The sequence below is a fragment of the Pontibacter roseus DSM 17521 genome (assembly GCF_000373265.1).
Classification (GTDB): domain Bacteria; phylum Bacteroidota; class Bacteroidia; order Cytophagales; family Hymenobacteraceae; genus Pontibacter; species Pontibacter roseus.
The window spans coordinates 26188-49433 of the sequence record NZ_KB890762.1 but is presented as its reverse complement, the minus strand read 5'-3'; the positions used below and the strand labels follow the sequence as shown (position 1 = coordinate 49433).

22 protein-coding genes and 1 other RNA gene are annotated in these 23246 nt (G+C 52.5%); 9 read left to right on the top strand and 14 right to left on the bottom strand.

The features are described 5' to 3' along the window. Positions 1-30 precede the first annotated feature (30 nt). Positions 31-1506: a lipopolysaccharide biosynthesis protein gene (locus B051_RS0106655; protein WP_018477405.1), complete on the top strand. Its 1476-nt coding sequence runs from the start codon at positions 31-33 to the stop codon at positions 1504-1506. Between the two features lie 435 nt (positions 1507-1941). Here the strand turns inward: B051_RS0106655 and B051_RS0106650 are convergent, their stop codons facing one another. The 4 genes from B051_RS0106650 to ffs form a co-directional block, all read right to left on the bottom strand. Then, positions 1942-2655, bottom strand: a complete 714-nt coding sequence (locus B051_RS0106650) for a cell division ATP-binding protein FtsE (protein WP_018477404.1) — start codon at positions 2653-2655, stop codon at positions 1942-1944. A 6-nt stretch (positions 2656-2661) separates the two neighbouring features. Next, positions 2662-2865: a hypothetical protein gene (locus B051_RS0106645; RefSeq protein WP_018477403.1), complete on the bottom strand. Its 204-nt coding sequence runs from the start codon at positions 2863-2865 to the stop codon at positions 2662-2664. A 106-nt stretch (positions 2866-2971) separates the two neighbouring features. Further along, positions 2972-3628 carry a fructose-6-phosphate aldolase gene (gene fsa / locus B051_RS0106640; RefSeq protein WP_018477402.1) on the bottom strand — a complete coding sequence of 219 codons (657 nt, stop codon included), beginning with the start codon at positions 3626-3628 and terminating at the stop codon, positions 2972-2974. Positions 3629-3854: 226 nt separating this feature from the next. Beyond that, positions 3855-3956: signal recognition particle sRNA small type (gene ffs / locus B051_RS22155), an RNA gene on the bottom strand. Positions 3957-4618: 662 nt separating this feature from the next. On the opposite strand from ffs, the gene guaA reads away from it, so the two are divergent. From guaA to B051_RS0106610, 5 genes are all read left to right on the top strand, one after another. After that, positions 4619-6148, top strand: coding sequence for a glutamine-hydrolyzing GMP synthase (gene guaA / locus B051_RS0106630; RefSeq protein WP_018477400.1), 1530 nt, complete (start codon positions 4619-4621; stop codon positions 6146-6148). A gap of 107 nt (positions 6149-6255) precedes the next feature. Next, a complete protein-coding gene (locus B051_RS0106625) occupies positions 6256-7953 on the top strand; it encodes an ABC transporter substrate-binding protein (RefSeq protein ID WP_071594859.1) in 1698 nt (565 codons plus the stop codon). A 68-nt stretch (positions 7954-8021) separates the two neighbouring features. Further along, the gene (gene hemL, locus B051_RS0106620; protein ID WP_018477398.1) at positions 8022-9317 is read left to right on the top strand and encodes a glutamate-1-semialdehyde 2,1-aminomutase; all 1296 of its coding nucleotides are present in this window, start codon (positions 8022-8024) and stop codon (positions 9315-9317) included. Between the two features lie 216 nt (positions 9318-9533). Continuing rightward, a complete protein-coding gene (gene dcd, locus B051_RS0106615) occupies positions 9534-10070 on the top strand; it encodes a dCTP deaminase (RefSeq protein ID WP_018477397.1) in 537 nt (178 codons plus the stop codon). Positions 10071-10271: 201 nt separating this feature from the next. Continuing rightward, a complete protein-coding gene (locus B051_RS0106610; protein WP_018477396.1) occupies positions 10272-10727 on the top strand; it encodes a hypothetical protein in 456 nt (151 codons plus the stop codon). Between the two features lie 72 nt (positions 10728-10799). Here B051_RS0106610 and gldC read toward each other — a convergent pair whose 3' ends face one another. Further along, the gene (gldC, locus tag B051_RS0106605; protein ID WP_018477395.1) at positions 10800-11141 is read right to left on the bottom strand and encodes a gliding motility protein GldC; all 342 of its coding nucleotides are present in this window, start codon (positions 11139-11141) and stop codon (positions 10800-10802) included. A 122-nt stretch (positions 11142-11263) separates the two neighbouring features. Here gldC and B051_RS0106600 point away from each other — a divergent pair, with 122 nt between their 5' ends. Next, complete coding sequence (locus tag B051_RS0106600) at positions 11264-12262, top strand: endonuclease/exonuclease/phosphatase family protein (RefSeq protein WP_071594874.1); 999 nt, start codon at positions 11264-11266, stop codon at positions 12260-12262. An 86-nt stretch (positions 12263-12348) separates the two neighbouring features. Here the strand turns inward: B051_RS0106600 and dnaN are convergent, their stop codons facing one another. From dnaN to B051_RS0106565, 7 genes are all read right to left on the bottom strand, one after another. Further along, a complete protein-coding gene (dnaN, locus tag B051_RS0106595) occupies positions 12349-13473 on the bottom strand; it encodes a DNA polymerase III subunit beta (protein ID WP_018477393.1) in 1125 nt (374 codons plus the stop codon). A 106-nt stretch (positions 13474-13579) separates the two neighbouring features. Next, positions 13580-15280 (bottom strand): gliding motility-associated ABC transporter substrate-binding protein GldG, encoded by a 1701-nt coding sequence (gene gldG, locus B051_RS0106590; RefSeq protein WP_018477392.1) that lies wholly within the window; start codon positions 15278-15280, stop codon positions 13580-13582. Then, positions 15274-16002, bottom strand: a complete 729-nt coding sequence (gene gldF / locus B051_RS0106585; RefSeq protein WP_018477391.1) for a gliding motility-associated ABC transporter permease subunit GldF — start codon at positions 16000-16002, stop codon at positions 15274-15276. Before gldF ends, gldG begins: the two co-directional genes overlap by 7 nt. Positions 16003-16083: 81 nt before the next feature. Beyond that, entirely contained in the window at positions 16084-16998 is a 915-nt protein-coding gene (gene gldA, locus B051_RS0106580) for a gliding motility-associated ABC transporter ATP-binding subunit GldA (protein ID WP_018477390.1), read from the bottom strand. Positions 16999-17118: 120 nt separating this feature from the next. Continuing rightward, positions 17119-17823, bottom strand: coding sequence for an SDR family oxidoreductase (locus B051_RS0106575; RefSeq protein WP_018477389.1), 705 nt, complete (start codon positions 17821-17823; stop codon positions 17119-17121). 71 nt (positions 17824-17894) lie between these two features. Beyond that, positions 17895-18611 carry an outer membrane beta-barrel protein gene (locus tag B051_RS0106570; protein WP_018477388.1) on the bottom strand — a complete coding sequence of 239 codons (717 nt, stop codon included), beginning with the start codon at positions 18609-18611 and terminating at the stop codon, positions 17895-17897. A gap of 72 nt (positions 18612-18683) precedes the next feature. Beyond that, positions 18684-19391, bottom strand: a complete 708-nt coding sequence (locus B051_RS0106565; protein WP_026236229.1) for an SDR family oxidoreductase — start codon at positions 19389-19391, stop codon at positions 18684-18686. A gap of 120 nt (positions 19392-19511) precedes the next feature. Here B051_RS0106565 and B051_RS0106560 point away from each other — a divergent pair, with 120 nt between their 5' ends. Continuing rightward, positions 19512-20243, top strand: coding sequence for an MlaE family ABC transporter permease (locus tag B051_RS0106560; RefSeq protein WP_018477386.1), 732 nt, complete (start codon positions 19512-19514; stop codon positions 20241-20243). A gap of 67 nt (positions 20244-20310) precedes the next feature. Further along, positions 20311-21132 (top strand): ABC transporter ATP-binding protein, encoded by an 822-nt coding sequence (locus B051_RS0106555; protein WP_018477385.1) that lies wholly within the window; start codon positions 20311-20313, stop codon positions 21130-21132. Positions 21133-21207: 75 nt separating this feature from the next. On the opposite strand, the gene B051_RS0106550 is transcribed toward B051_RS0106555, so the two are convergent. Then, complete coding sequence (locus tag B051_RS0106550) at positions 21208-22515, bottom strand: NupC/NupG family nucleoside CNT transporter (RefSeq protein ID WP_018477384.1); 1308 nt, start codon at positions 22513-22515, stop codon at positions 21208-21210. Between the two features lie 105 nt (positions 22516-22620). Then, positions 22621-23229 (bottom strand): bifunctional nuclease family protein, encoded by a 609-nt coding sequence (locus B051_RS0106545; protein ID WP_018477383.1) that lies wholly within the window; start codon positions 23227-23229, stop codon positions 22621-22623. Between the last annotated feature and the right edge of the window lie 17 nt (positions 23230-23246).

Sequence of the window (23246 nt, the reverse complement as noted above, 5' to 3'; positions counted from 1 at the left end):
GCCCCCTGTACCTAAGCACGCACCCGACTAATGCCCAATCTCCAGCGCGAGGGAATCTGGAACACCATCATCTCATATGCCGGCATCCTGATTGGCTATGTGAACACGATTTTGCTGTTCCCCAACTACCTGGAGGAGGAAGAGGTGGGCCTCACACGCCTGCTGATTCAGATTTCAGTGATGTTCGCGCAGTTCTCGGCCCTTGGTTTCGTGAACATGAGCGTGCGCTATTTCCCCTACTTCCGGGATAAGGAGCGGCAGCACCATGGTTTCCTTTTCCTGCTGCTGGCGGTACCATTGCTGGGCTTTGCAATTGTAGCGGGTCTCTTCCTGCTGTTCAAGCCAGTGGTGGTGGAGTATTACATCGAGAACTCCCCCCTGCTGCTCGACTATTACTATTACGTCATTCCGCTCGCCTTCTTCACGCTGCTCTTCAACCTGCTGACGGCCTACCTGCGCTCGCTGTTCAAGACGATTATCTCTTCCTTTGCTCAGGATTTCCTGCTGCGCATCCTCACCACGCTGCTCATCGGACTATATGCTCTGGATTGGATTAACTTTCGGGAGTTTGTGCTGTTCTACATCGTCATCAACTCGGTGATTACGCTGTCGCTGGTGGTGTATGCGCTCTGGCTGAGGCAGCTGTTCCTGCGCCCTTCTTGGTCGGCGCTGCGCATCGTGCCGCTGCGGGAGATGCTTTACTACGGCTTTTTCACCTTCCTGGGCAATATATCGGTCACCATCATCACGACCGTAGACCAAATCATGATCAGCTCCTACAGCCTGGGGGACAACGGCATCTACACCACCGCCTTCTTCATCACCAGCGCCATCATGGTGCCGGCCCGCTCCATCTTTAAAATTGCCTTCCCGCAGGTGGCGGAGTTCTGGAAGGACAGGGATATGGAAGGTATGGGTAGGCTGTACAAGCAAATCACGCTCATCAACCTGATTATCGGGCTGCTGCTCTTCATTGGCATCTGGGCGAACATCGACAACCTGTATTCCTTCATGCCGGAAACCTACCGGGCCGGCAAGTACGTGGTGCTGTTCTTGTCGGTGGCTCGCATCGTAGACCTGGCTACCGGTCTGAACGGCATCATCCTGGCTACTTCAGAGAAGTACCGCTGGGATTTGCTCTTCAACGTGGTGCTGGCCGGCCTCACCATCTGGACCAACCTGATTTTCATCCCGCTCTACGGCATCGAAGGCGCCGCCCTGGCTTCCATGATTTCCTATGTCACCATCAACCTGCTGCGCCTGTTCTTCGTGCAGTGGCTCTACAAGATGCAACCATTCGCCTGGAGCTCGGTTTGGGTCACAGCCATAGCCGCTGCCGCGCTGGGCGCCTCCTACCTCCTCCCCTTCCTGGGCAACCTCTTCATGGATATTCTGGTGCGTTCGCTGCTCATCACAGTCATCTACATGGGGCTGCTGCTGAGCCTGCGGGTATACCCAGAAATGAACCAGTGGTTGCTAGGGATGATGCGGAAATATGTGAAGTAGTATTACCAGATAAAGCGCGCATTGAGCCACCTGCCTCTCCTGGTAGTAGAACCGGGAAAGCTTGGCATCCCCTGCCCCCTTCGAAGGGGGAATTCTGCCGCTGCTCTCCATCACTTAAAAGCGTTGTTGCATAAAAAGCTGCAGGTATAGCCTTAACACCCCTCTGACTCCCCTCAAGGGGAGACTTTCCACAGCAGCTACAAAGCAGCAGCATCAGCCAAGTGCATCGATGACGATTTTTTGTTCGAGCGGTCAGCGAGTTCAAAATCGTCTTGATTTTTTTGCCTACTTTTTTCATCAAGGAAAAAAGTAGGTGCCCGCCGCACAGGCAAAGCTATACAACATAGCAGCGGGCAATCAGCAATAGCCGTCGCCTCGAAGTCTGAAGAGCTTCAATCAAATCAATTAAGAAACCTAGGGATAAATAGGAAAGGACTAATATCCTGTCGTCAAGGCGAAGGACTCTACTTTGGAATCCAACACTTTGCCACTCTCGCACTTCAACACACGCTGTGGATAACGGTTGATGATGTCGTAGTTGTGTGTGGCCATGAGCACGGCGGTACCGCTGTTATTGATTTCCATGAACAGCTTCATGATACCATCCGCCACAATCGGGTCGAGGTTACCGGTCGGTTCGTCGGCCAGTAGGATGACCGGTTCATTGAGGAGTGCGCGGGCTACCACGATGCGCTGCTGCTCGCCACCGGAAAGCTGGTGCGGCAGTTTGTTGGCGGCGGCGTCTAGTCCGACCCTCATGAGCACTTCTGAGATGCGCTGCTTGCGCTTTGATTTGTCTTTCCAGCCGGTGGCTTTCAGCACGAAGGCAAGATTCTCGGCCACGGTGCGGTCGAAAAGGAGCTGGAAATCCTGGAAGATGATGCCGATTTTCCTGCGGAGATAAGGGATTTGCTTACGGGGCAGTTTGTTTAGTCTGAAATCAGCGATGGCGGCCGTGCCGGTGAGCAGCGGCAGGTCACTATAAAGAGTTTTGAGAAGAGAGCTTTTCCCGCTTCCGGTGCGCCCAACCAGGTATACGAACTCGCCTTTGTCAATGTCAAAGTTCACATTGCTCAGCACTGTGTTCACATCCTGGTAGATTGCCACATCGCGTAGCGAAACCACGGGTGAGGAAGAAGAAAAACTCATAATACTTTAAATATCTAATTGCTGTAGTTTGCCGAATTCGAGGGACTCAATGAGCGCCGCCAGCGCCTCCTCTTTGCCCTCCAGGCCATAGCGGTCCAGGTTCTTGAGAGGCCTGTCAGCCCTAAAATAGGCTATGAGCACGAAGTTGTTGTCGCGGAGCTGTATGTAATCCGGAATCTTGGCTTTACCCTTTACCTTGATGATGTACATCTTTGAAGGATTACGAATCTGAAATTATGGGTTATGAATCACAAAAGGGTAAAAGAGCTGGTGCCCTTTCCCATTAGTAATCCATAACCCATCATTCATAATTATGTTATTTGTTTCCTTTGGCGTGGTCAGCCAGGAACTTCTGCAGACCGATGTCGGTGAGCGGGTGGTTCAGCAGGCCCGTGATTACGGAAAGCGGGCAGGTCACCACATCAGCGCCCAGCTCGGCACACTGCACCAGGTGCATCACGTGGCGCACCGAAGCGGCCAGCACCTGCGTCTGGTAACCGTAGTTGCCATAGATGTGCACAATCTGCTCAATCAGCTGCAAGCCGTCGGTAGACACATCGTCTAGACGACCCACAAAGGGAGATACATAGGTTGCTCCAGCCTTGGCAGCCAGTATAGCCTGACCGGCAGAGAATACCAGCGTACAATTGGTCTTGATGCCGCGCTCGCTGAAATGACGGATGGCTTTCACGCCCTCACGCGTCATAGGAACCTTCACCACGATGTTCGGGTGAAGCTCTGCCAGCAGTTCGCCTTCGCGCACCATGCCTTCGAAATCGGTAGCGATGACCTCAGCGCTGATGTCGCCATCCACAATCTCGCAAATCTGCTTGTAGTGCGCCATCACGTTGTCGTGGCCGAAGATGCCCTCCTTCGCCATCAGCGATGGGTTGGTTGTCACACCGTCAAGCACACCAAGGTCGTGTGCTTCTTGAATTTCCTGCAGGTTTGCAGTATCAACAAAGAATTTCATAATGCTGGGGATGTAGATTTGCCTACAAATCTAACGCAATAAGTACTAAGACAAAAGACATTGGTGAAAAGATGCAGGACAAATTGGGAAATGGTGCAGGTGGCTCCGTGAATGGTGCCAGTGTGGGCGTAGTGTGCAGCTTCGTGCTGTTAAAGAACCAGCCGGAAAGGTAAAGAATCCAAAAAGGGAAGTATGAAGAAGCGGCTTTCGCTGAGGTATGGGCAAAAAAAAGTGGCAAACCAACATCGCGCCGCTACAACCATCTACCCTTGCTGCCTTCCGGCCCTGGGGGAGTTCGACGGGAGCTGGCCGTGCCGATTTGCCATTGCAAAGGTACGAAGATAATCTTTCAGCGCAAGCTTATTCTCTATTAAAATTCCCTTGAAGGTGTAGAATGGTGTGAGACAGCACGTTTTCTGGCAAATATGGTCTTATTCGTACTCCGCTAAACCTATACCTATACCTATACCTATACCTGCTTCCCCTCTCAAGATGGACAGGGGTGATTGGACCCGGTAAGGGGGCAGGAAAGTTATACCTGTACACAATTGACACACCCCTACCCTCTTTAGATGGAGATTCTCCACAGCCATAAACATCCCCCTGCCCCCTTCGAAGGGGGAATTTCCGCCATTACCAGAGTTAGAAATAAGTCCTGTCGTTACTTTCACGCGCCACTGGCAGGTATAGCAGACATACTTACAACAGCAGCTACGGAGGTATAGCATCAGCCCAGTGCACCTTTCGACGCTCCACTGTTCGAGCGGTCAGCGAGTTTGGAGCGTCTTGACCTTTTTGCCTACTTTTTGTGTCAAGACAAAAAGTAGGTGCCCGCCGTACAGGCGAAGCTACAGAGCAACTCAACGAGCAAGCAGCTAAAGCCGCAGCTACAAAGCACATGCAGCTATATCATCTGCTCAGGAAGTGCTATCCATAACATATATTCCCGCTATTTTTGGCATATACTATAAAACCGCCTTACCTTTGCGCATGCCAGAAAAAATACTGATTCTCGACTTTGGCTCCCAGTATACCCAGTTGATTGCAAGACGGGTGCGCGAGCTTAATGTATATTGTGAGATTTACCCTTACAATAATGTTCCCCAACTCACAGAAGATGTAAAAGGCGTTATCCTCTCGGGCAGCCCTTGCTCTGTACGCGACCAGGAACATCCAACCATCGATTTAGACCAGTACATGGGCAAGCTCCCGTTGCTGGGGGTGTGCTATGGCGCGCAGCTCATTGCCTACGAAAGCCAGGGTGAAGTGATGCCATCCACCATTCGGGAGTATGGACGTGCCAGACTTTCAGAGCTCCACACCGCCAACCGCCTCATGAAGGAACTTACCCCAGGCTCCGTGGTTTGGATGTCACATGGCGACACCATCAAAGAAATACCAGATAATTTTGAAGTCATAGCCAGCACAGAGACCGTGCGCGTGGCCGCTTACAAGCTGCGCGACCAGGAAACCTATGGCATACAGTTCCACCCGGAAGTAACCCACTCCGACGAGGGCAAGACCCTGCTGCGTAACTTTGTCGTGCACATCTGCGGCTGTCAGCAGGATTGGACTTCAGAGCAGTTCGTAGAGGCCACCGTGGCCGACCTGCAGCAGACGCTGGGCAATGACAAAGTGGTACTGGGACTGTCAGGAGGCGTAGACTCCAGCGTGGCGGCCATGCTCATCCACCAGGCCATCGGCAAAAACCTCTACTGCATTTTCGTGGACAACGGGCTGCTGCGCAAAGATGAGTTCGAAACCGTACTGGACTCCTACAAGCACATGGGTCTCAACGTGAAGGGCGTAGACGCCAAAGACAGGTTCTATACCGCTTTGGCCGGCATTTCGGACCCGGAAGGCAAGCGCAAGGCCATCGGCCGCGTTTTCATTGAGGTGTTCGATGACGAGGCACACAAGATTGAGGACGTGAAGTGGCTGGCACAAGGCACTATCTATCCGGACGTAATCGAGTCGATGAGCGTGAAAGGACCATCTGCCACCATCAAGTCGCACCACAACGTGGGCGGCCTGCCTGACTTCATGAAACTGAAAGTGGTGGAGCCACTCAAGGCGCTCTTCAAAGACGAAGTGCGCCTGGTAGGCAAAACACTTAAAATAGACGATGCCATTTTGGGTCGCCACCCTTTCCCAGGACCTGGTCTGGCTATCCGCATATTGGGCGACATCACCCCAGAGAAGGTGAGCGTACTGCAGCAGGTAGACCACATCTTCATCAGCAACCTCAAAAAATCAGGCCTGTATGACGAGGTATGGCAGGCAGGGGCTATCCTGACGCCGGTGCAGTCAGTGGGTGTAATGGGCGATGAACGTACTTACGAGAACGTGGTGGCGCTCCGTGCTGTTACTTCCGTAGACGGCATGACGGCGGACTGGAGCCGTTTGCCGTATGAGTTCCTGGCCGATGTGTCTAACGAAATCATCAACAAAGTGAAAGGCGTGAACCGCGTGGTGTACGACATCAGCTCCAAGCCGCCGGCCACTATCGAATGGGAATAGTTTGAATAAGTGGATGAGCGAATGAGTGAATTTAAGAGGCGAAGTTTTTGAGAATCAAAGCAAAATTCACCCAATCACTCATTCGCTCTTTCTAAATTATACTGAACATGAAAGGAAGCTTTTTAAAGCGGCTAGCAGGGATACTGCTTGTGGGTGCCCTGGCACTGCCGGCGCAGGCGCAGCAGGATTACGGCACCACGTATAACAACGGCAAAATATTGCTAGACCAACAGCAGTATGCCAAGGCCATGGCAGAGCTCCTGCCCATCACCAGCGCCAGTACCCCCTACGCACCAGAAGCATCCTACCTGTACTCCCTCGCAGCACTCAAATCTGGTAAATTGACGGAGGCGCAGCGCATGCTGCAGCAACTCAAGCAGCAACACCCCCAATGGCCAAGTCAGGAAGAAGCCAGCTACCTGTTGGCTAACGTGCTCTTTGAGCAAGGAAATCACGAGCAGGCACTAGCCCAACTGAACGACATCCGGTCTTCCCGCATCACGTCTGACGCAGAAGGCCTGAAGCGCTTTTACTTGAGTGGACTGGCAGACAGAGCCACGTTTGAGCGGCTCCTGCAGCTTTACCCTGACGACAAGGTACTGGCCCAGGCATTTGCCGATAAGCTGCTGGCAGGTTGGTACAGGCCTCAGGACAGGGCTACATTAGAGAGCATAGTTTCCAGACACAAGCTGGACCGGGACCGCTACCTGAGTGCAAATGTCATGCGCAAACAGGCCTACAGCGTGGCAGCCCTTATGCCTTTCCAACTGAACCAGGACCTGGGGCAGTCTGCCAGAAAGAACCAGTTCGCCACCGACCTGTACGCAGGCATGAAGATGGCGCAGGACTCCTTAAAGCGACAAGGCATCCACATCAACTTGTATGCCTACGATGCCGGTGCTGACACCACCGCCGTGAAGCGCATCCTTGATACACCCGAGTTACGGCAGATGGACCTGATAATTGGTCCGGTTTACAAATCGTCCGCCAAAATAGCAGCTCGTTTTGCAGCCGAGCACAATGTGAACGTGGTAAACCCGCTGTCTCAGGACCTGGAAGTGGCAGGCAGTAACCCGAACCTGTTCTTGTTCGAGTCTTCCATCGCTACACAGGCGCAACAGGCTGCTACTTTCGCTTTCAACAGCTTTCCTACCAAAACAGCCATCATCCTGTTTGAGCGCGACAAAGACGACACCACCTACGCCTTCCATTACAGACAGCAGTTCGTGAAGTTGGGGGGCAAAGTGAAAACCTACAAAAAGCTGAATTCGAGCCAGGGCTCTGCCACAGCCACTATTTTCAAAAATCTGAACCTGGACGATGTAGGGCACCTGGCCGTGTTCTCAGACAAGATGACCGCTGCCGTGAACGCCATCAGCACGCTGCAGGCAAGGGCCTCTACCCTACCCCTGATGACCTACGAGAACTGGTTGGGTATTGGGCAAATCACCCTGCGCCAGCTTGACAACCTGGAGGTATACTTCGTGAGTCCCAAATATGTGGACCAATTGAACCCAGCTGTCAACCGATTCAAGCGTAAATACGCTGCCAGGTATAACATGCCGCCCTCCATTTATGCCTACGCTGGTTTCGAGATGCTCTACTATTTCGGAACGCTGCTGCAAAACTACGGCCCGCGCTTCAACCAGGCACTGGCCACCGATGGGCTGAAGTCGGGCGTGTTTTACCCGGGTATAGGCTACGCAGACAAAGCTGCGCGCCAGGAGGTGAAGCGCGATAACCAGTACATCCCTATCACCAAGCTAGAGAACCTGCAGCTCACAGTTGTGAACCCGGTATTCTAATCCGGTAGAGGAAAAGCCTACCCGCTATACCTGATTTATGGAATCTATAATAACCAAGCATCTATACAATGAAAATAGCACCAATAAGCGAAGAACTGTTCCAGCGTGCCCAGCACTCCATACCTGGCGGGGTAAACTCGCCTGTCCGCGCTTTCAGAGCTGTAGGGGGTAACCCTCGTTTCATGGTCTCGGCCAAGGGAGCGTACATGTTCGATGAAGATGGCAACCGCTACATAGAGCTCATCAATTCATGGGGACCCATGATTCTGGGCCATGCTGCTGATATCGTGCAGGAAGCCGTGCAGAAAGCCATACCTGATTCGCTCTCATTCGGAGCGCCAACCCGTAAGGAAATCGAGATTGCAGAGCTGATTGTCGACCTGGTTCCTTCCATTGAGAAGGTGCGCATGGTGAACTCAGGCACTGAGGCCACCATGTCGGCTATACGCGTGGCCCGGGGGTATACCGGGCGCAACAAGATGATTAAGTTCGAAGGCTGCTACCACGGTCACGGCGACTCTTTTTTGATTGCGGCCGGCAGCGGTGCCATTACCTTAGGCGTGCCTGATAGCCCCGGCGTGACGCAGGGCGTGGCCGCTGATACACTCACTGCCCCGTTCAACGACCTAGAGGCAGTGAAGACATTGGTGGAGGCAAACAAAAATCAGATAGCCGCCATCATTCTGGAGCCTGTGGCTGGCAACATGGGGCTGGTACTTCCTGCTCCCGGATTCCTGCAGGGCCTGCGTGACCTGTGCACCAAAGAGGGCATTGTCCTCATTTTTGATGAGGTGATGACTGGCTTCCGGCTTGCGCCAGGCGGTGCGCAGCAGCTTTACGGCGTGACTCCGGACATGACAACTCTCGGCAAAATCATCGGTGGAGGTATGCCGGTTGGTGCCTACGGTGGCAAAAAAGAAATTATGGATTTTGTGGCACCGGCTGGTCCGGTATACCAGGCAGGCACTTTGTCCGGTAACCCCATTGCGATGTCAGCAGGCATGGCCATGCTGCAGTACCTGCAAAGCCACCGGGAGGTATACACCAACCTGGAGCAGACGACGAGCAGCATGGTGACTGGCATGCGGGAGAACATGCAGCAACTGGGCCTGAACTACACCATCAACCACGTTGGCTCCATGTTCAGCATTTTCTTCACGGAGCAGCCTGTGACTGACTTCGAAAGCGCCAAGACGTCCGACACGGCGCAATTCGGGCGGTACTTTAACAGCATGTTGCAGCGCGGCATCTATTTGGCGCCTTCCCAATACGAGTCCCTTTTTGTGTCCACGGCCATCACCGATGACCTGGTGCAGGAGTACCTGCAGGCAAACCGCGAGGCACTGGAAGAAGCAGCCAGATAATTCGGCATACCTGTTTATGAATTGCAAGCGGCGGCTCCTGGCAGGGGCTGCCGCTTTTGTTTTTGCTCATTCCTATACCTACAATCAAAATAGGCTCCTATAGACTGTAAGGCTGCTCGACTGGCAGATGGCACATCGCTGTCGTAACAATTCACTGACAACAAATTAGCAATTCATCCTTTTTGCTTACTTTTACACTCATAACTGTGCACCCCCATGATATTAACTGATAAGCAGATTTTAGAGGAGATTGAGAAAGGAACCATTCTGATTGAACCGTTCAGGCGCTCTGGCCTCGGGACTAATTCCTACGACGTACACTTGGGTCGCTACCTGGCCACCTACCGCAATGAGGTGCTGGATGCGCGCCACCACAACGAGATTGACGTGTTCGAGATTCCGGAGGAGGGTTTTGTGCTGCAGCCGGGCACGCTATACCTGGGTGTTACATTGGAGTATACAGAAACGCATGCGCACGTTCCTTTCCTAGAGGGTAAGTCCAGCGTAGGCCGCTTGGGTATAGACATACACGCCACTGCCGGCAAAGGCGATGTAGGCTTCTGCAACACCTGGACGCTGGAGATTTCAGTGACGCAATCAGTACGGGTGTACTATGGCATGCCAATTGGCCAGCTCATCTATTTTGAGGTGAAAGGGGGCATCGAAAACTACTACAACACAAAAGAAGGCGCTAAGTATAATAACCGCACCATGCGTCCGGTGGAGTCAATGATGTGGAAAAACAACTGGTAAATACTGCCAGCTATTTATCGAAAAAGGCCAAATAATTCTCTTATTTGGCCTTTTTTGGCATTATTTCTGCAGTAAATCACATGTAAACATTTTTGAGGTATAGCGGAATCATTTCACAACTTCAACCGTTTTACTACTACTTCCGCTTCTAAAAGAGCAGGAAGAGCACAAAGAAACACACACAGACAAAACACTACGATTATGAAAAAGCTACTGGTAATGACATTTATGGTTTTCGGAATAGCCTTTGGAGCGGCTGCTACAGGTAACACTGCCCTGATTGCAGAGAAACGCGCCAATCACTTATCTGAACAGATGATCCGGGAGCTTCGCCTGAACAACTACCAGGCAAACAGGGTAAGAGCCATCAACATGGATGTGGCAGCTCAGATTACTGAGATTGAGCAAAAATATAACGGCAACCAGCAGCTGATTGACGAGCAGTGCAAGGCCGTTCTGGCAACCCGAGACATAGAGCTGGAAGATGTTCTGAGCACTGTGCAGTACAACGACTACTTCGGTGACCGTAAGGTATATTCTAAGGTTGACAAAGAGTTCATGGCAAGCATCACAGAGCAGGGTTCTGAGAACCTGGCCTCTAATGAGAAAGCCAATAGAAAAGCCTCTGCAGGCTCTTTGGCCTCTGCTGGCAACTAGCACACCGCAAAAACTTAACTTGTGATAATGAAAAAGCCGCCCATTCAGGCGGCTTTTTTTATTTATTAGCGATTAGTTATTCTGCTGCTTGCGTTCCTCTTCTACATGGCTCATGAGCTCTTCGCAGAGCGCACGCATCTTATCAGCCATTACTTTGTCGCTGGTAGCAGTGGCAATGCTCTGGGCCATGGCACCAATGGTATCTATGTAGAAATACTTCATCTCGTCTATGGGCATGTCTTTGGTCCACAGGTCAATCTTCATGGTGCCTGCCTCGTCGCGGTCCCACAAGGAGATGTTGATGGCCTTGGCAAAGTGTATTTTCTCGCCTGCGTCGGTGGCGCGCCAGCTGATGACTTCCGGCACACGCTGCTCATCCAATGCTATACTAAAGTATATCTCTGACTTCTTCATTTTCGCTTCTTTTAAACTTTGTGCTATATATGTCTCGTACTATGCTTGAATACTAAAACCAAGTACAAAGTTACGCGATGCGCCACGGAATAAAAACCTTCTTTTTTCTTTTTACTCTAGCCATGCTCTCTGGATGCGCCAGAATAGCCCCTACCCTGCAGCGGACTCCCAAGCTACATACGGTAGCCTTCTACAACACCGAGAACCTGTACGATACCCGCAACGACCCGAAAGCAGACGATGATGGCTTCACACCAGATGGGCTCATGCAATGGGACGAAGACCGGTACAAGACTAAAATCAAGAACCTAGCTACAGTTATTGAGTCGATTGGTGGGAAGGACAGTCCACCTGTACTCCTGGGCCTGTGTGAGGTGGAAAACCGCCAGGTGCTGGAAGATTTGGTGGCCTCCTCGCCCCTGCGGAAGCGGCGCTACGACATCATCCACTACGACTCCCCTGACCCGGAGGGACTGGATGTAGCGCTGCTCTACAACCCCAGGGTGTTCAAACCCACGGCACAGACTAGCCTGCCCATCAAATTTCAGGAGAAAGGATTTGCTTCCCGCGATATCCTGCAGGTGAAGGGCATGTTGCAGGGGCAGCCGGTGACTGTTTACGTGAACCACTGGCCTGAGGACAGAGGCAGTGCCAGCCTGGGTGACTCCCGCCGCCTCGCTGCTGCTGCCGCGCTGCGCGGGCACATTGACACCCAACTGAAGGCCGACAAGAACGCGCATATCCTGGTTTTGGGAGACTTTGCCGATGAACCCAAGTCAACTACAATGGAACGTGTTCTCCGTGCCACAGGACGCCCCAATCCGGCTTATCAGAATGAATTGTTCAATACCTTCTATCTGTGGTACATCCAAGGCAGAGGTAGCTTCCATACCCGCAACGACAACCAGATGCTAGACCAGATTCTCATTTCAAAATCGTTCCTGAGCGGCAGCGGTCTGGAATTCGTACGTGGTTCTGCCACCATACACGACCCGGAGTTCTCTAAATTCACGTTTGGCAAGTATAAAGACACACCACGCCGCAGCTACTCCGGTTCCTTGTACCTGGGCGGTTACAGCGACCACTTCCCGGTTTACATCAAGCTACAGCAGGTGAAGTAAGGAATGGTATAGGTATAGGTTTAGGTATAGAAACAGGAAAGGCGGCCCAAATGGGCCGCCTTTCTGCATTAGGAGAAATTATATACTTATACGTAATTGTTCAGCATAACAGGCATCACCAGCATCAGAACATTCTCATTGTCCTCATTGGCGAGCGGCATCAGCAGACCAGCACGGTTCGGCGTAGACAGCTCAAAAGAGATTTCATCTGAGTCTATGTTGTTGAGCATCTCAATCAGGAACTTGGCGTTGAAGCCGATTTCCATGTCCTCGCCGTCGTACTGGCAAGTCAGGCGCTCGTTCGCTTCATTGGAGAAGTCCAAATCCTCGGCAGACACCTGCATCTCAGAACCAGAAAGTTTCAGGCGAATCTGGTGCGTGGTTTTGTTGGAGTAGATGGAGATACGACGCACAGAGCTCAGCAGAGAGGCACGGTCGATCACCAGTTTGTTCGGGTTCTGGGCCGGAATCACGTTCTCGTAATCCGGGTAGCGCTCGTCAATCAGGCGGCAAATCATGCGGATGTTGTCGAAGCTGAAGAAAGCGTTGGACTGGTTGAACTCCATACGAACAGCCGTCGCCTCGGATGGCAGCGTGGACTTCAGCAACGTGAAGGCCTTGCGTGGAATAATCAGGGAAGCCTCCTGGCCAGTTCCCAGGTCCGTGCGGCGGAAACGCAGCAGACGGTGCCCATCAGTGGCCACAAACGTCACATTGTTAGAGCGCAGCTGCACGAATATACCTGTCATGGCCGGGCGCAGCTCATCGTTGCTCACCGCGAAGATGGTCTTGTTGATAGCACGGGCCAACACGTTGGATGGTATCTCAATCGCGCTGCCGCCTTTCACCACTGGTACACGTGGGAAATCGGTTGCGTTCTCGCCAGACAGCTTGTAGCGGCCATTGGCAGAGCTGATTTCAATGGTATAGGTCTCTTCGTCAATGGTAAAGGTAACCGGCTGATCGGGCAGGTTCTTCAGCGTCTCTATTAGAATCTTGGCAGGAGCGGCAATGCGGCCACTCTCCTTCGCCTCCACCTGCAATTCTGTAATCATGGATGTCTCCAGGTCACTGGCGGTGATGGTCAGCGTGCTGTCGTTGATTTCGAACAGAAAGTTTTCAAGGATGGGCACCACCGGGTTGTTGGTCACCACACCGTTTATGCTGGCTAACTGCTTCAGGAGAGCAGAAGAAGAGACGATGAATTTCATTATGTATAGCTATAATGTTATTTGGACAAAGTTAAAAATATTTCGCATTTATACTATTCGTATCAGCGCTGCTTTTTCACTATTTCTTAATATAAAAACAAAAAAATCAGAAGCGCTCATACCTGCGCTTTCGCAAATAGTATCGAGTAACGCCAAAAAGGGCCAGCAGCACGATGGGCGCCACCAGGTTCAGCAGTTGCCAGTAGGTACGCTCCTCCTTCACCCGCACTTTGTCCAATGGCCGGAGCTGTATTTCCTTGCTCCGCACGTTTATCAGTCCTTCGGAGTCTAGCAGGTAGTGGATGGTGTTCATGGCCAGTTCCTTGTTGGCGAACTTCACGTTGTTGTAGCGGTCGAAGCCTAACTCATAGGCCTGCCCGGTGCGGGGGTTCACATCGTTGCGTACCAGGTCGCCATCTGAGAAAACTGCAATTTTGGTGGGAACGCCTGTTTCTTTTACCTGCGTGTTCTCCGCACCTTGTGGGGCTCGTCTGTTTTTGAAAAGCGACGTGAAAGCGCCTTCCAATAAATAGCCCACCGGTTGCTGCCCTGCCTGATACTGCTCCGGCTTCACCTCCATACGTGCCTCTTCCAGGGTGAGCGGCACCGGCGCCTGCATCACGCGGGAGTAGGTTGAAGTATAGAGGAGCGGCGTCTTGCGTATGCCATCGGCTTTGACCGTGTCAATGGTGCCAATGAAGCGGGAATAGACCGCATCGATGTTGCGGGTGATGGGGTGCTTGGCGAAATTGTTGAGCAGCGGGTAGAAACGCCAGTTTATCATCTCGGTCTGTGGCCGCTCGCCTGCATAACCGGTCACCATTGGGACAAAACCAGAGTTAAGGTCCATGACCATGGTCGGGTTGAGGCGCACACCATAGCGGAACAGCAAGTCGTCGAGGTTGAGGTTGTACGGCATCGCAAACATGCCGCCTGCCCCTACGCTGTCCATGTTGGCGTTAAGGGCATCCACGAAGAACACCGCTTTGCCCCCATTCATGATGAACTGGTCAATTTTATACTTGTCGGCTTCTGTGAAAGCAGCCTCCGGTTTGGCCACTATAATCAGGTCGAGGCCCTGCAGCGATGGAATCTCTGGCAGCTCGCCCCGTGCCACGCGGTAGAACTCCTGCAGCGAGCCTAACAGATCGGTCACCTGCTGCATCTCCAGCTCGCCATGCCCGCTGATGTAGCCGATGGTACGGCTGCCGGGGAAGGCCATTTTGCGTATGGCCGTGGCCAGTTCATACTCCACCCCTTCTACCGACTGGTTCAGGCGCTCATCGGCTGAGGCCGCCAAGTTGCCCTTGAGCAGCGTTACAGAAGTTTCTTTGCCCTTGTACATCACCCGCGCACCCGGGAACACGAGGCGCTCCACCTGCTTGCCGCCTTCAGTGGCGCGCAAGTTGGTCGGCTGTATGCCTTTCTCGGCCAGCTGCTGGAAGAACGCCACCCGCTCCTTTTCATCCGTTATTGCGTTGGGGTCAATAAACTCGTATTGCACATTACCACCCGCGTAGATTCGGAACTCGTCCAGCGTCTCGCGGACCGATTGCTGCAGGCGCTTGAACCCCGCCGGGAAATCGCCTTCCAGGTATACCTCCACATAAACCGGCTCCGGTAGTTCCTGCAGCAATTGCTTGGTGACAGGCGAGATGGTATAGCGTTTGTCCTCGGTCAGGTCCAGGCGGAAGAAGAAATTAGCGGCCAAGATGTTCAGCAGCACGACGCCTGCTATACCTACCAGGTAGCGGGTCAGGTCGCGGCTGCGGCGGCTTTTGTGTGTCTGCACTTGCTCGGTTACCATTTTCTGCTGCTCAAAACAAGTTTAGTTGATAGAACCATGATGGCGATGACACTCAGGAAGTAGAGCACATCACGCGAATCGATGAGCCCTTTGCTGATGGCCGTATAGTGGTAGGAAATGCCCAATTGGCTGATGAGGTAGCCGTAGCTGCCCCAAACAGGTATAGAGGCAATCAGCTCGAAGCCGGCATAGATGATGTAGCACAGGAAAATGGCAATCACAAAGGAGATAATCTGGTTATCAGACACGGAGGAGGCAAACACTCCGATAGCCGCAAACACACCTGCCAGAAAAATCAGCCCCAGGTAGGAACCGACCACTGCGGCGGAATCCACGTTGCCTTGCGGGTTGCCGAGCTCATACACGGTGTAGTAGTACAACAGCGTAGGGATGAGCGCGAACAGCGCCAGCAGTAGGGCCGCGAAGTATTTACCCAGGATGAGTTGCAGGTCTGAGATGGGCTTGGTGAGCAGCAGCTCGATGGTGCCCTCACGCTTCTCCTCGGCAAAGGTACGCATGGTGATAGCCGGAATCAGGAACAGAAACAGCCAGGGAGCCATATTGAAAAGCGTCTGCATGTCGGCAAAGCCGTAGTCCATCACGTTCGTCTCGGGGAAGACCCACATGAACATGCCTATAGCCACCAGGAACACCATGATGACGATGTACGCAATCAGGGTGTTGAGGAAGCCGTTAAATTCTTTCTTAAGTATAGCGAGCATTATATTTCAATTATGAATGCTGAATGATGAATTAGGATGGGCTTGACAGGCTCACAATCATAAATTCATAATCCATTATTTCTAATTCTTGGTCAGCTGTTGGAATATCTTCTCGAGTGAGTTCTCTTCGTGGCGCAGGCCTACGAGCGGCCAGTTGCGCTCTGCGGCAATGCGGAAAATGTTGGCCCGGATGTCGGTGTCGCGGCGTGAGGTGACGCGGTAGGTGGTACCCTGTGCTAAGGTAGCGTTCAAAACGCCTGGGACCTGCTCCAGCGCCTCTACCGGCACGGGCTGTTCAAACTCTACCAGCGTGATTTTCTCGTTTCGCTCCCCTGCCTGCAAGCTCGCCACATCACTGTCAGCTACGAGTTTGCCCCGGTTGATGATGACCACGCGGTCGCAGATGGCCGTTACCTCCTGCATGATGTGCGTAGAGAAGATAACAGTCTTGTCCCGCCCGATGCGCTTGATGAGGGCGCGTATCTCTACAATCTGGTTAGGGTCGAGTCCGGTGGTAGGCTCGTCGAGGATGAGCACCTGTGGGTCGTGCACCAGCGCCTGCGCCAGTCCTACCCGCTGACGGTAGCCTTTGGAGAGTGCGCCAATCTTCTTGCCCTGTTCCAGCGTCAGGCCACATAGTTCCACCATCTCCTGTACCCGTTCCTTGGACCGACGGCCGTTCAGGCCATACACAGAGGCTACGAACTGCAGGTACTCGTGCACGTACATGTCCAGGTATAGGGGGTTGTGCTCCGGCAGGTAGCCTACGTTACGGCGCACGGCCATGGGGTCCTGCACCACATCGTAGCCATTGACCAGCACGGTACCGGAGCTTGGTGGCAGGTAACAGGTAGCAATCTTCATGGTGGTGGACTTGCCGGCACCGTTAGGCCCCAGAAAGCCCAGGATTTGCCCCTGCCCCACCGAAAAGGATATTTCATCTACGGCACGTTGCGTACCGAAAATCTTTGTAAGGTTCTTTACTTCAACAGACATCTATTGACAGGCGCTAATTTGTAGCGGTTAAAAAAATCAGGCGTATACCCTGAGAACCAGGTATGCGGCTGTATGGCACACGTTTCCCTGCAAAGCTACAAAAGCCACGCCATACTATGGTTATTTCCTGCGCTTACCTTTTGGCATGAGCGGACGCACCTCAATATCCACGTGGTGGTAGTTGGGGTGAGACTCCAGCGCGTGCAGGATGGTGGAGGCGATGTCCTCGGGGCGCATCATGTTCTCGTTCACCGTCACGCTGTCGATGTTGTCGAAGAAGTTGGTCTGCACGGAGCCGGGATAAATGCAGGTCACTTTCACGCCATACTCCCGCACCTCTTTGTAGAGCGAATGTGAGATACCGCGCACGGCATGCTTGGTGGCGCAATACCCGGCCATCTCCTCTATACCTGTCGTGCCGGCAATGGACGAAATGTTGATAATGTGGCCTTCCTCCATCTCCTTCATACCAGGCACGACCAGGCGGGTGCAGTAGAAAAGTCCGTTCACGTTGGTGTCGAACATCAGGTGCCAGTCGTCGAGGCTCTGCTCCTCCAGTTTGGCCGTGCGCCCCAGTCCTGCATTGTTGACCAGTATGTTGATGTGGCCGCCCAGTTGCTCCACCGTCTGCTTATAAGCCAGCTGTACCGAGTCAGCCCGGCGCACGTCGCAGTCAAAGAAGGTGAAGTTCTCATGCTGCAGTTCTGGAGCCGTTCTGCCCCAACCCGCCACTTTCACGCCTTTCTCTAATAATGCCTCTACGGTAGCCAGGCCAATGCCCCGGCTCACGCCCGTTATTACGGCAATTTTATCTTTCAATTCCATCGTTCTTCTTAATTCTATACCTTGGATACTTTAACGGCTTATTCGGCTTTACCTACACGAGTACATTAAATTTATAGCCTGTAGTGCAGTCCCATCCGGAGCGCGCGCATGTACACCTTTGAGTTGAGACCATCGAGGTTTCCTTGGTAATTCGTCAGGCCATAAGCGTAGCTGACTGAGGCTCCTAGATTTCCTTTGTAAACAGCAGCCCCTATCCTAGGGCGGAAATCTATACCTGCCTTGTCATATTCCCGGTCTGCTCTGAAGGTGGTACCATCTTGTATTGTGGCTTTCCCTTTCTCAGCCATCTTCTGGTTTAATCCAACGTCAGTACCCATAGTGAGGTCTACATCCAGCTTGTCGTTGCCCATGACGCGCCAGCCCAGGTATGGCTGCAGATTGACGAAATTCGCCTTCATCTGAGAAGCCCCATCCGCCGCATGGGATGTAGAAGAGCTCCAGGTCCATTGCCCATGCACCACATCAATCTCAACGCGGCTCCGCAGCTGCTCAAAACTGACCTGCGTGCCTAATAGGAAGCCCTTGGAGGCGACCAACTGCACCTGCAGGCCGCCGCCATAGGTAAGCGCAAACCTACTGCCATAGGGGTTGTTGTTGTAATATGTTGGTGTTCCTGAACTGTATATCGAGACAGAGGTCGTCTTGTCTGCTGATTCACCTCCAAACCTGGAAAGTCCGGAATTCAGGAAAACGCTGGTCTCCACTTTCTGCCCGTAGGCGATGGAGCCACAGCAAAGGCCCAGCATTAACAGGTACAGCTTTTTCATACAGGCATCTATTTACTTCCATCCCTGCTACTCCTCCTCTCTCAAAATTTCAGACTTCCTAAACGCTCTGTATTATATATCTCCCAGCTGCGGCCGGATGAGGATTTCCTCCACCACGCTGTTGGGTGACATGGTATAGGCACCATAAATGGCCATAGCAACATCGTCGGCCCGCATGAAGCGCTCCGGCGGCAGGTCTACCCCTTCCCAGCTGGCGGTGAGCGTGGCGCCCGGCAGAATGGCCGTCACGCGCACGTTGTGCTCCTTCATCTCCTCGCGCAGCACTTTTGTCATGCCAAGCAGGGCATATTTAGAAATACAATATGAACCGCCATTCGTGTACGGGGTGATGCTGGCCGTGGAACACATGTTGAAGATATGCCCGCTCCGGCGCTTTTTCATATCCAGCACAACGGCTTTGCTGATGTAGTAGGCACTGTAAAGGTTCGTGCTGATCATCATCGGAAGGGCGCTGTCGTCTTCCTCGTGTACTTTGCCGGGTATAAAGAGGCCGCTGTTGTTGACCAGCACATCCACTTTCACCTGCAGGCCATGCACGTATTTAAGGAAGCTGTCGAGGGAGCCTTTGTCGCTCAGGTCGGCCTCCTGGTAAAATACTTTGGAGAAGGTATAGCGCTCCTCTATCTCCAGCTTCAACTTTTGCAGGTCCTTTTCGTTTCGGGAACAGGTTATGATGTGAAAGCCCTCTTTCGCGAATTGCTCAATCACGGCTCTTCCAATTCCTTTTGTGCCGCCTGTAACCAAAATATGTCGTTGCATGCCGTCTATATAGATATAGGTGAATGTCTTTTCAAATTTTACCGTAATATAGGTATTTAAACAGTATTTTTGGTTAGAAACACGTTTAATACCTTGGTTTAACTCCTACAACAACACTATATGTTGCAAGCCCTAGGCAAATATTTACTCTTCCTCTCGAGCCTGTTCACCCGCAGGGAATCAGCTCGCATACTGTTCGGCAGAACCATTGATGAAGCTATTCTTATCGGTATTAACTCCATCGCCATCGTGGCCATCGTCTCTACCTTCATTGGGGCAGTGACCTGCGTGCAGGTGGCCTACAACCTCGACAACGCCTTCATTCCACGCTCCACTATCGGTTTCATGGTGCGCGAGATGACGATACTGGAGCTCGCCCCTACCATCACCTCTATCGTGCTGGCGGGCAAAGTGGGCTCCAGCATTGCAGGAGGCCTGGGCACCATGCAGATTACGGAGCAGGTGGACGCGCTGGAGGTGATGGGCATCAACTCCTCTTCTTACCTGGTGCTGCCCAAGGTGCTGGCGGCCCTGTTGGTCTTCCCGATGCTCGTGATTCTGGCTATGTTCCTGTCCATAGCGGGCGGCTACCTGGCTGGCACTTTATCCGGTGAGATTACGGCGCAGGAATACATCACAGGTATACGCGACCAGTTTATCCCCTATAACATCGTCTTTGCTCTGATTAAATCAGTAGTATTTGCTTTCCTGATTTCATCCATCTCCTCTTTCAGAGGGTATAATACCTCAGGGGGAGCATTGGAGGTAGGCGCAGCGAGCACGGCGGCTGTAACTAACAGTGTGATTGCCATACTGATAGGAGACTTCGTGTTGGCATACCTGCTGCTGTAGTCACCCATCCCTATTTAAACAAAGTCCGGCAGGATGAGTTAATGCTACCGGAGTCTTTCACGACAACATGATTGAGATACACAACATACATAAGGCCTTCAATGGCAAAAAGGTGCTGGATGGCGTCAGCGGGGTCTTTGAGACCGGCAAGACCAACCTGCTGCTGGGCGCCAGCGGCACTGGCAAAAGCGTGCTGCTGAAATGCATCGTCGGGCTGATAAAACCAGACCTGGGCAGCGTCACCTTTGATGGCACCTACTTCACGAACAACAAACTGGACATCCGCCAGGAGATAAGACGCAAGATAGGTATGCTCTTCCAGGGATCCGCCCTCTTCGACTCCATGACGGTGGAGGAGAATGTGGAGTTTCCGCTCAAGATGCTGACTGACATGAGTAAGGAGGAGCGCATGGAGCGCGTGAACTTCTGCCTGAAGCGCGTGGGCCTGGAAGGCGCCAACAAAAAGATGCCCTCCGAGATAAGCGGGGGTATGAAGAAGCGCGTAGGTATAGCCCGCGCCATCGCCCCGAATTGTACCTACCTTTTCTGCGATGAACCTAACTCGGGCCTGGATCCGCAGACGGCCCTCAAGATTGACGAACTCATCAAGGAGATAACAGAGGAGTACAACATCACGACCATCATCGTCACGCACGATATGAACTCCGTGATTGAAATCGGGGACAAAATCATGTTCCTGTACGAGGGCAAGAAGCTCTGGGAAGGCACTCGCGACGAAATCATGGACACGGATATCAAAGAGCTCAACGACTTCATATTCGCAAACCGGCTGATGCGCGACGCCAAGAAGGTGGAAGAGGAAGAGCGCGAGGAGGAACGGAACCACGAGCACTCTGACGCCGCTGGCAGCCAGGAACTGAAGAAGTAATCAGTCCCTGTAAACGTGAAAAGGCCACCTGCACAGCAAGCGCAGGTGGCCTTTTCAATTAATTCAGGTATAGGATTAGAAGTTCAGGCTGAACAGCATACCTGCTACCGTGGCTGACATCATACAGGCTATAGAAGCTCCCAGCAGCGACAGCAGTCCCAACCTGGAAATGTTGCCCTGCTGGTTAGGAGCCATGCCGCCTATACCTCCCACCTGTATGGCGATGGAGCTGAAGTTGGAGAACCCGCAGAGCGCATAGGTCGCCATGATGATTGACTTCGTGGAGAGGGTTCCGGCTTCCTTCATGTTGGCAAGGTCCAGGTAGGCCACAAACTCATTGATGGCTGTTTTCTGACCGAGTAAGCTACCCACCTGTAGCGTGTCCACCCAAGGCACACCCATCACAAAGGCAAATACCCGGAAAATCTGACCCAGGATGTACTGGAATGAGAAACCGTTGAAGCGGCCGTCTGTACTGGAAACCACCAACTCATTCAAACCGGTTACGCCGCCAATTTTCAAAAGTATATAGTTCAGCAGACCAATAACAGCGATAAAGGCCAGCAACATACCGCCCACGTTGGCAGCAAGTCTCAAACCATCAGCCGCACCCTTTGATATGGCATCTATCAGGTTTACGCCAAGCTGCTCTTCGTTCACCTCCAGGTTCGTATTGATTTTATGCTGTTCCGTCTCTGGCACCAGCATTTTAGCCAGGACAATACCGGCTGGAGCGTTCATGATGGAGGCTGTAAGTAAGTGAGCCGCGAAAATCGCCTGTTGCGCAGGGTCGCCGCCCCCTAGAAAAGATACGTAGGCCGCTAACACGCCGCCGGCCAGTGTCGCCATACCTCCGGTCATTAAACACATCAGCTCTGACTTCGTCATGCGGGAGATGAAGGGCCTCACCAGCAGCGGGGCCTCTGTCTGCCCCATAAAGATGTTGCCGGCGGCAGAGAGGCTCTCTGCGCCTGACAGACGCATACCCTTCGACATGACCCATGCAATGACGAAAACGATTTTCTGCAACACTCCCAAGTAATAGAGGCCCGAAGAAACAGCTGAGAAGAAGATGATGGTCGGCAGTACAGAGAAGGCGAAGATAAATCCGAGGCCACCGTTTTGGGCTGGGTCAGCCAGGTTACCGAACAGGAACATGGCCCCCTCGTTGGAGAAGCTCAAGAGTTTGACGAAGGCTTTGCTGACAAAGGCGAATCCATCGGCTACCAGCGGCACTTTTGTTACCAGCACACCGAACAGGAGCTGCAGAAACACGCCATAGGCAACCAGTTTCCAGTCAATTGCCTTCCTTTTGGTGGAAAACAGATAACCGATTGATAACAGGACAACTAGGCCTATTATACCTCTAAAAACATCAAACATACTTTGGCTAAAAATTTGCCAAAAGTAAGCCGAATATATCATAAAACAAAAAGTCCTGCCCCTTTGCGAGGCAGGACTTTTCCGTTAGTATACGTGGTGTTACAATCAGTTTCGCTTATTCAGCTCGTCCCGGATTTTGGCGGCACGCTCATAGTCCTCTTTTTCCAGTGCCTCGTTGAGCATCTTGTTCAACTCCTCGATTGAGGTCTGGTTCAGCGGCTCCTTTGCGCTTGATGAAGAAGAAGTGGACGAAGCGCTGCTCTTTACAGCCATCTCATCGTTCTCCTCGTCCTCGTCCTCCAGGTCGCTCAGGATGATGCCTGCCTCTGACAGCACGCTCTCCACCGTATAGATAGGAACCCCAAAACGCAGCCCTATCGCGATGGCGTCAGATGGTCGTGCGTCCAGTTCGAAGTCCTTCTCCCCATCGGTGCACATGATTTTGGAATAGAACACCCCTTCCTTCAGGTCCGAAATCAGGATTTCGGTAATGTTCACGTTCACCTGCTCGGCAAATGTCTTGAACAGGTCGTGCGTGAGCGGTCGGTTGGGGTTTATCTTCTCTATCTGTATCGCGATGGATTGGGCCTCAAACATGCCTATGATGATAGGCAGTCTTCTGTTGCCATCTCTCTCCCCTAACACCAAGGCAAACGACCCCGTCTGCGATTGGCTGGATGAGAGCCCGAGTATCTCTAACTGAATTTTTTTCACAATTAAGCTCTTCTAAG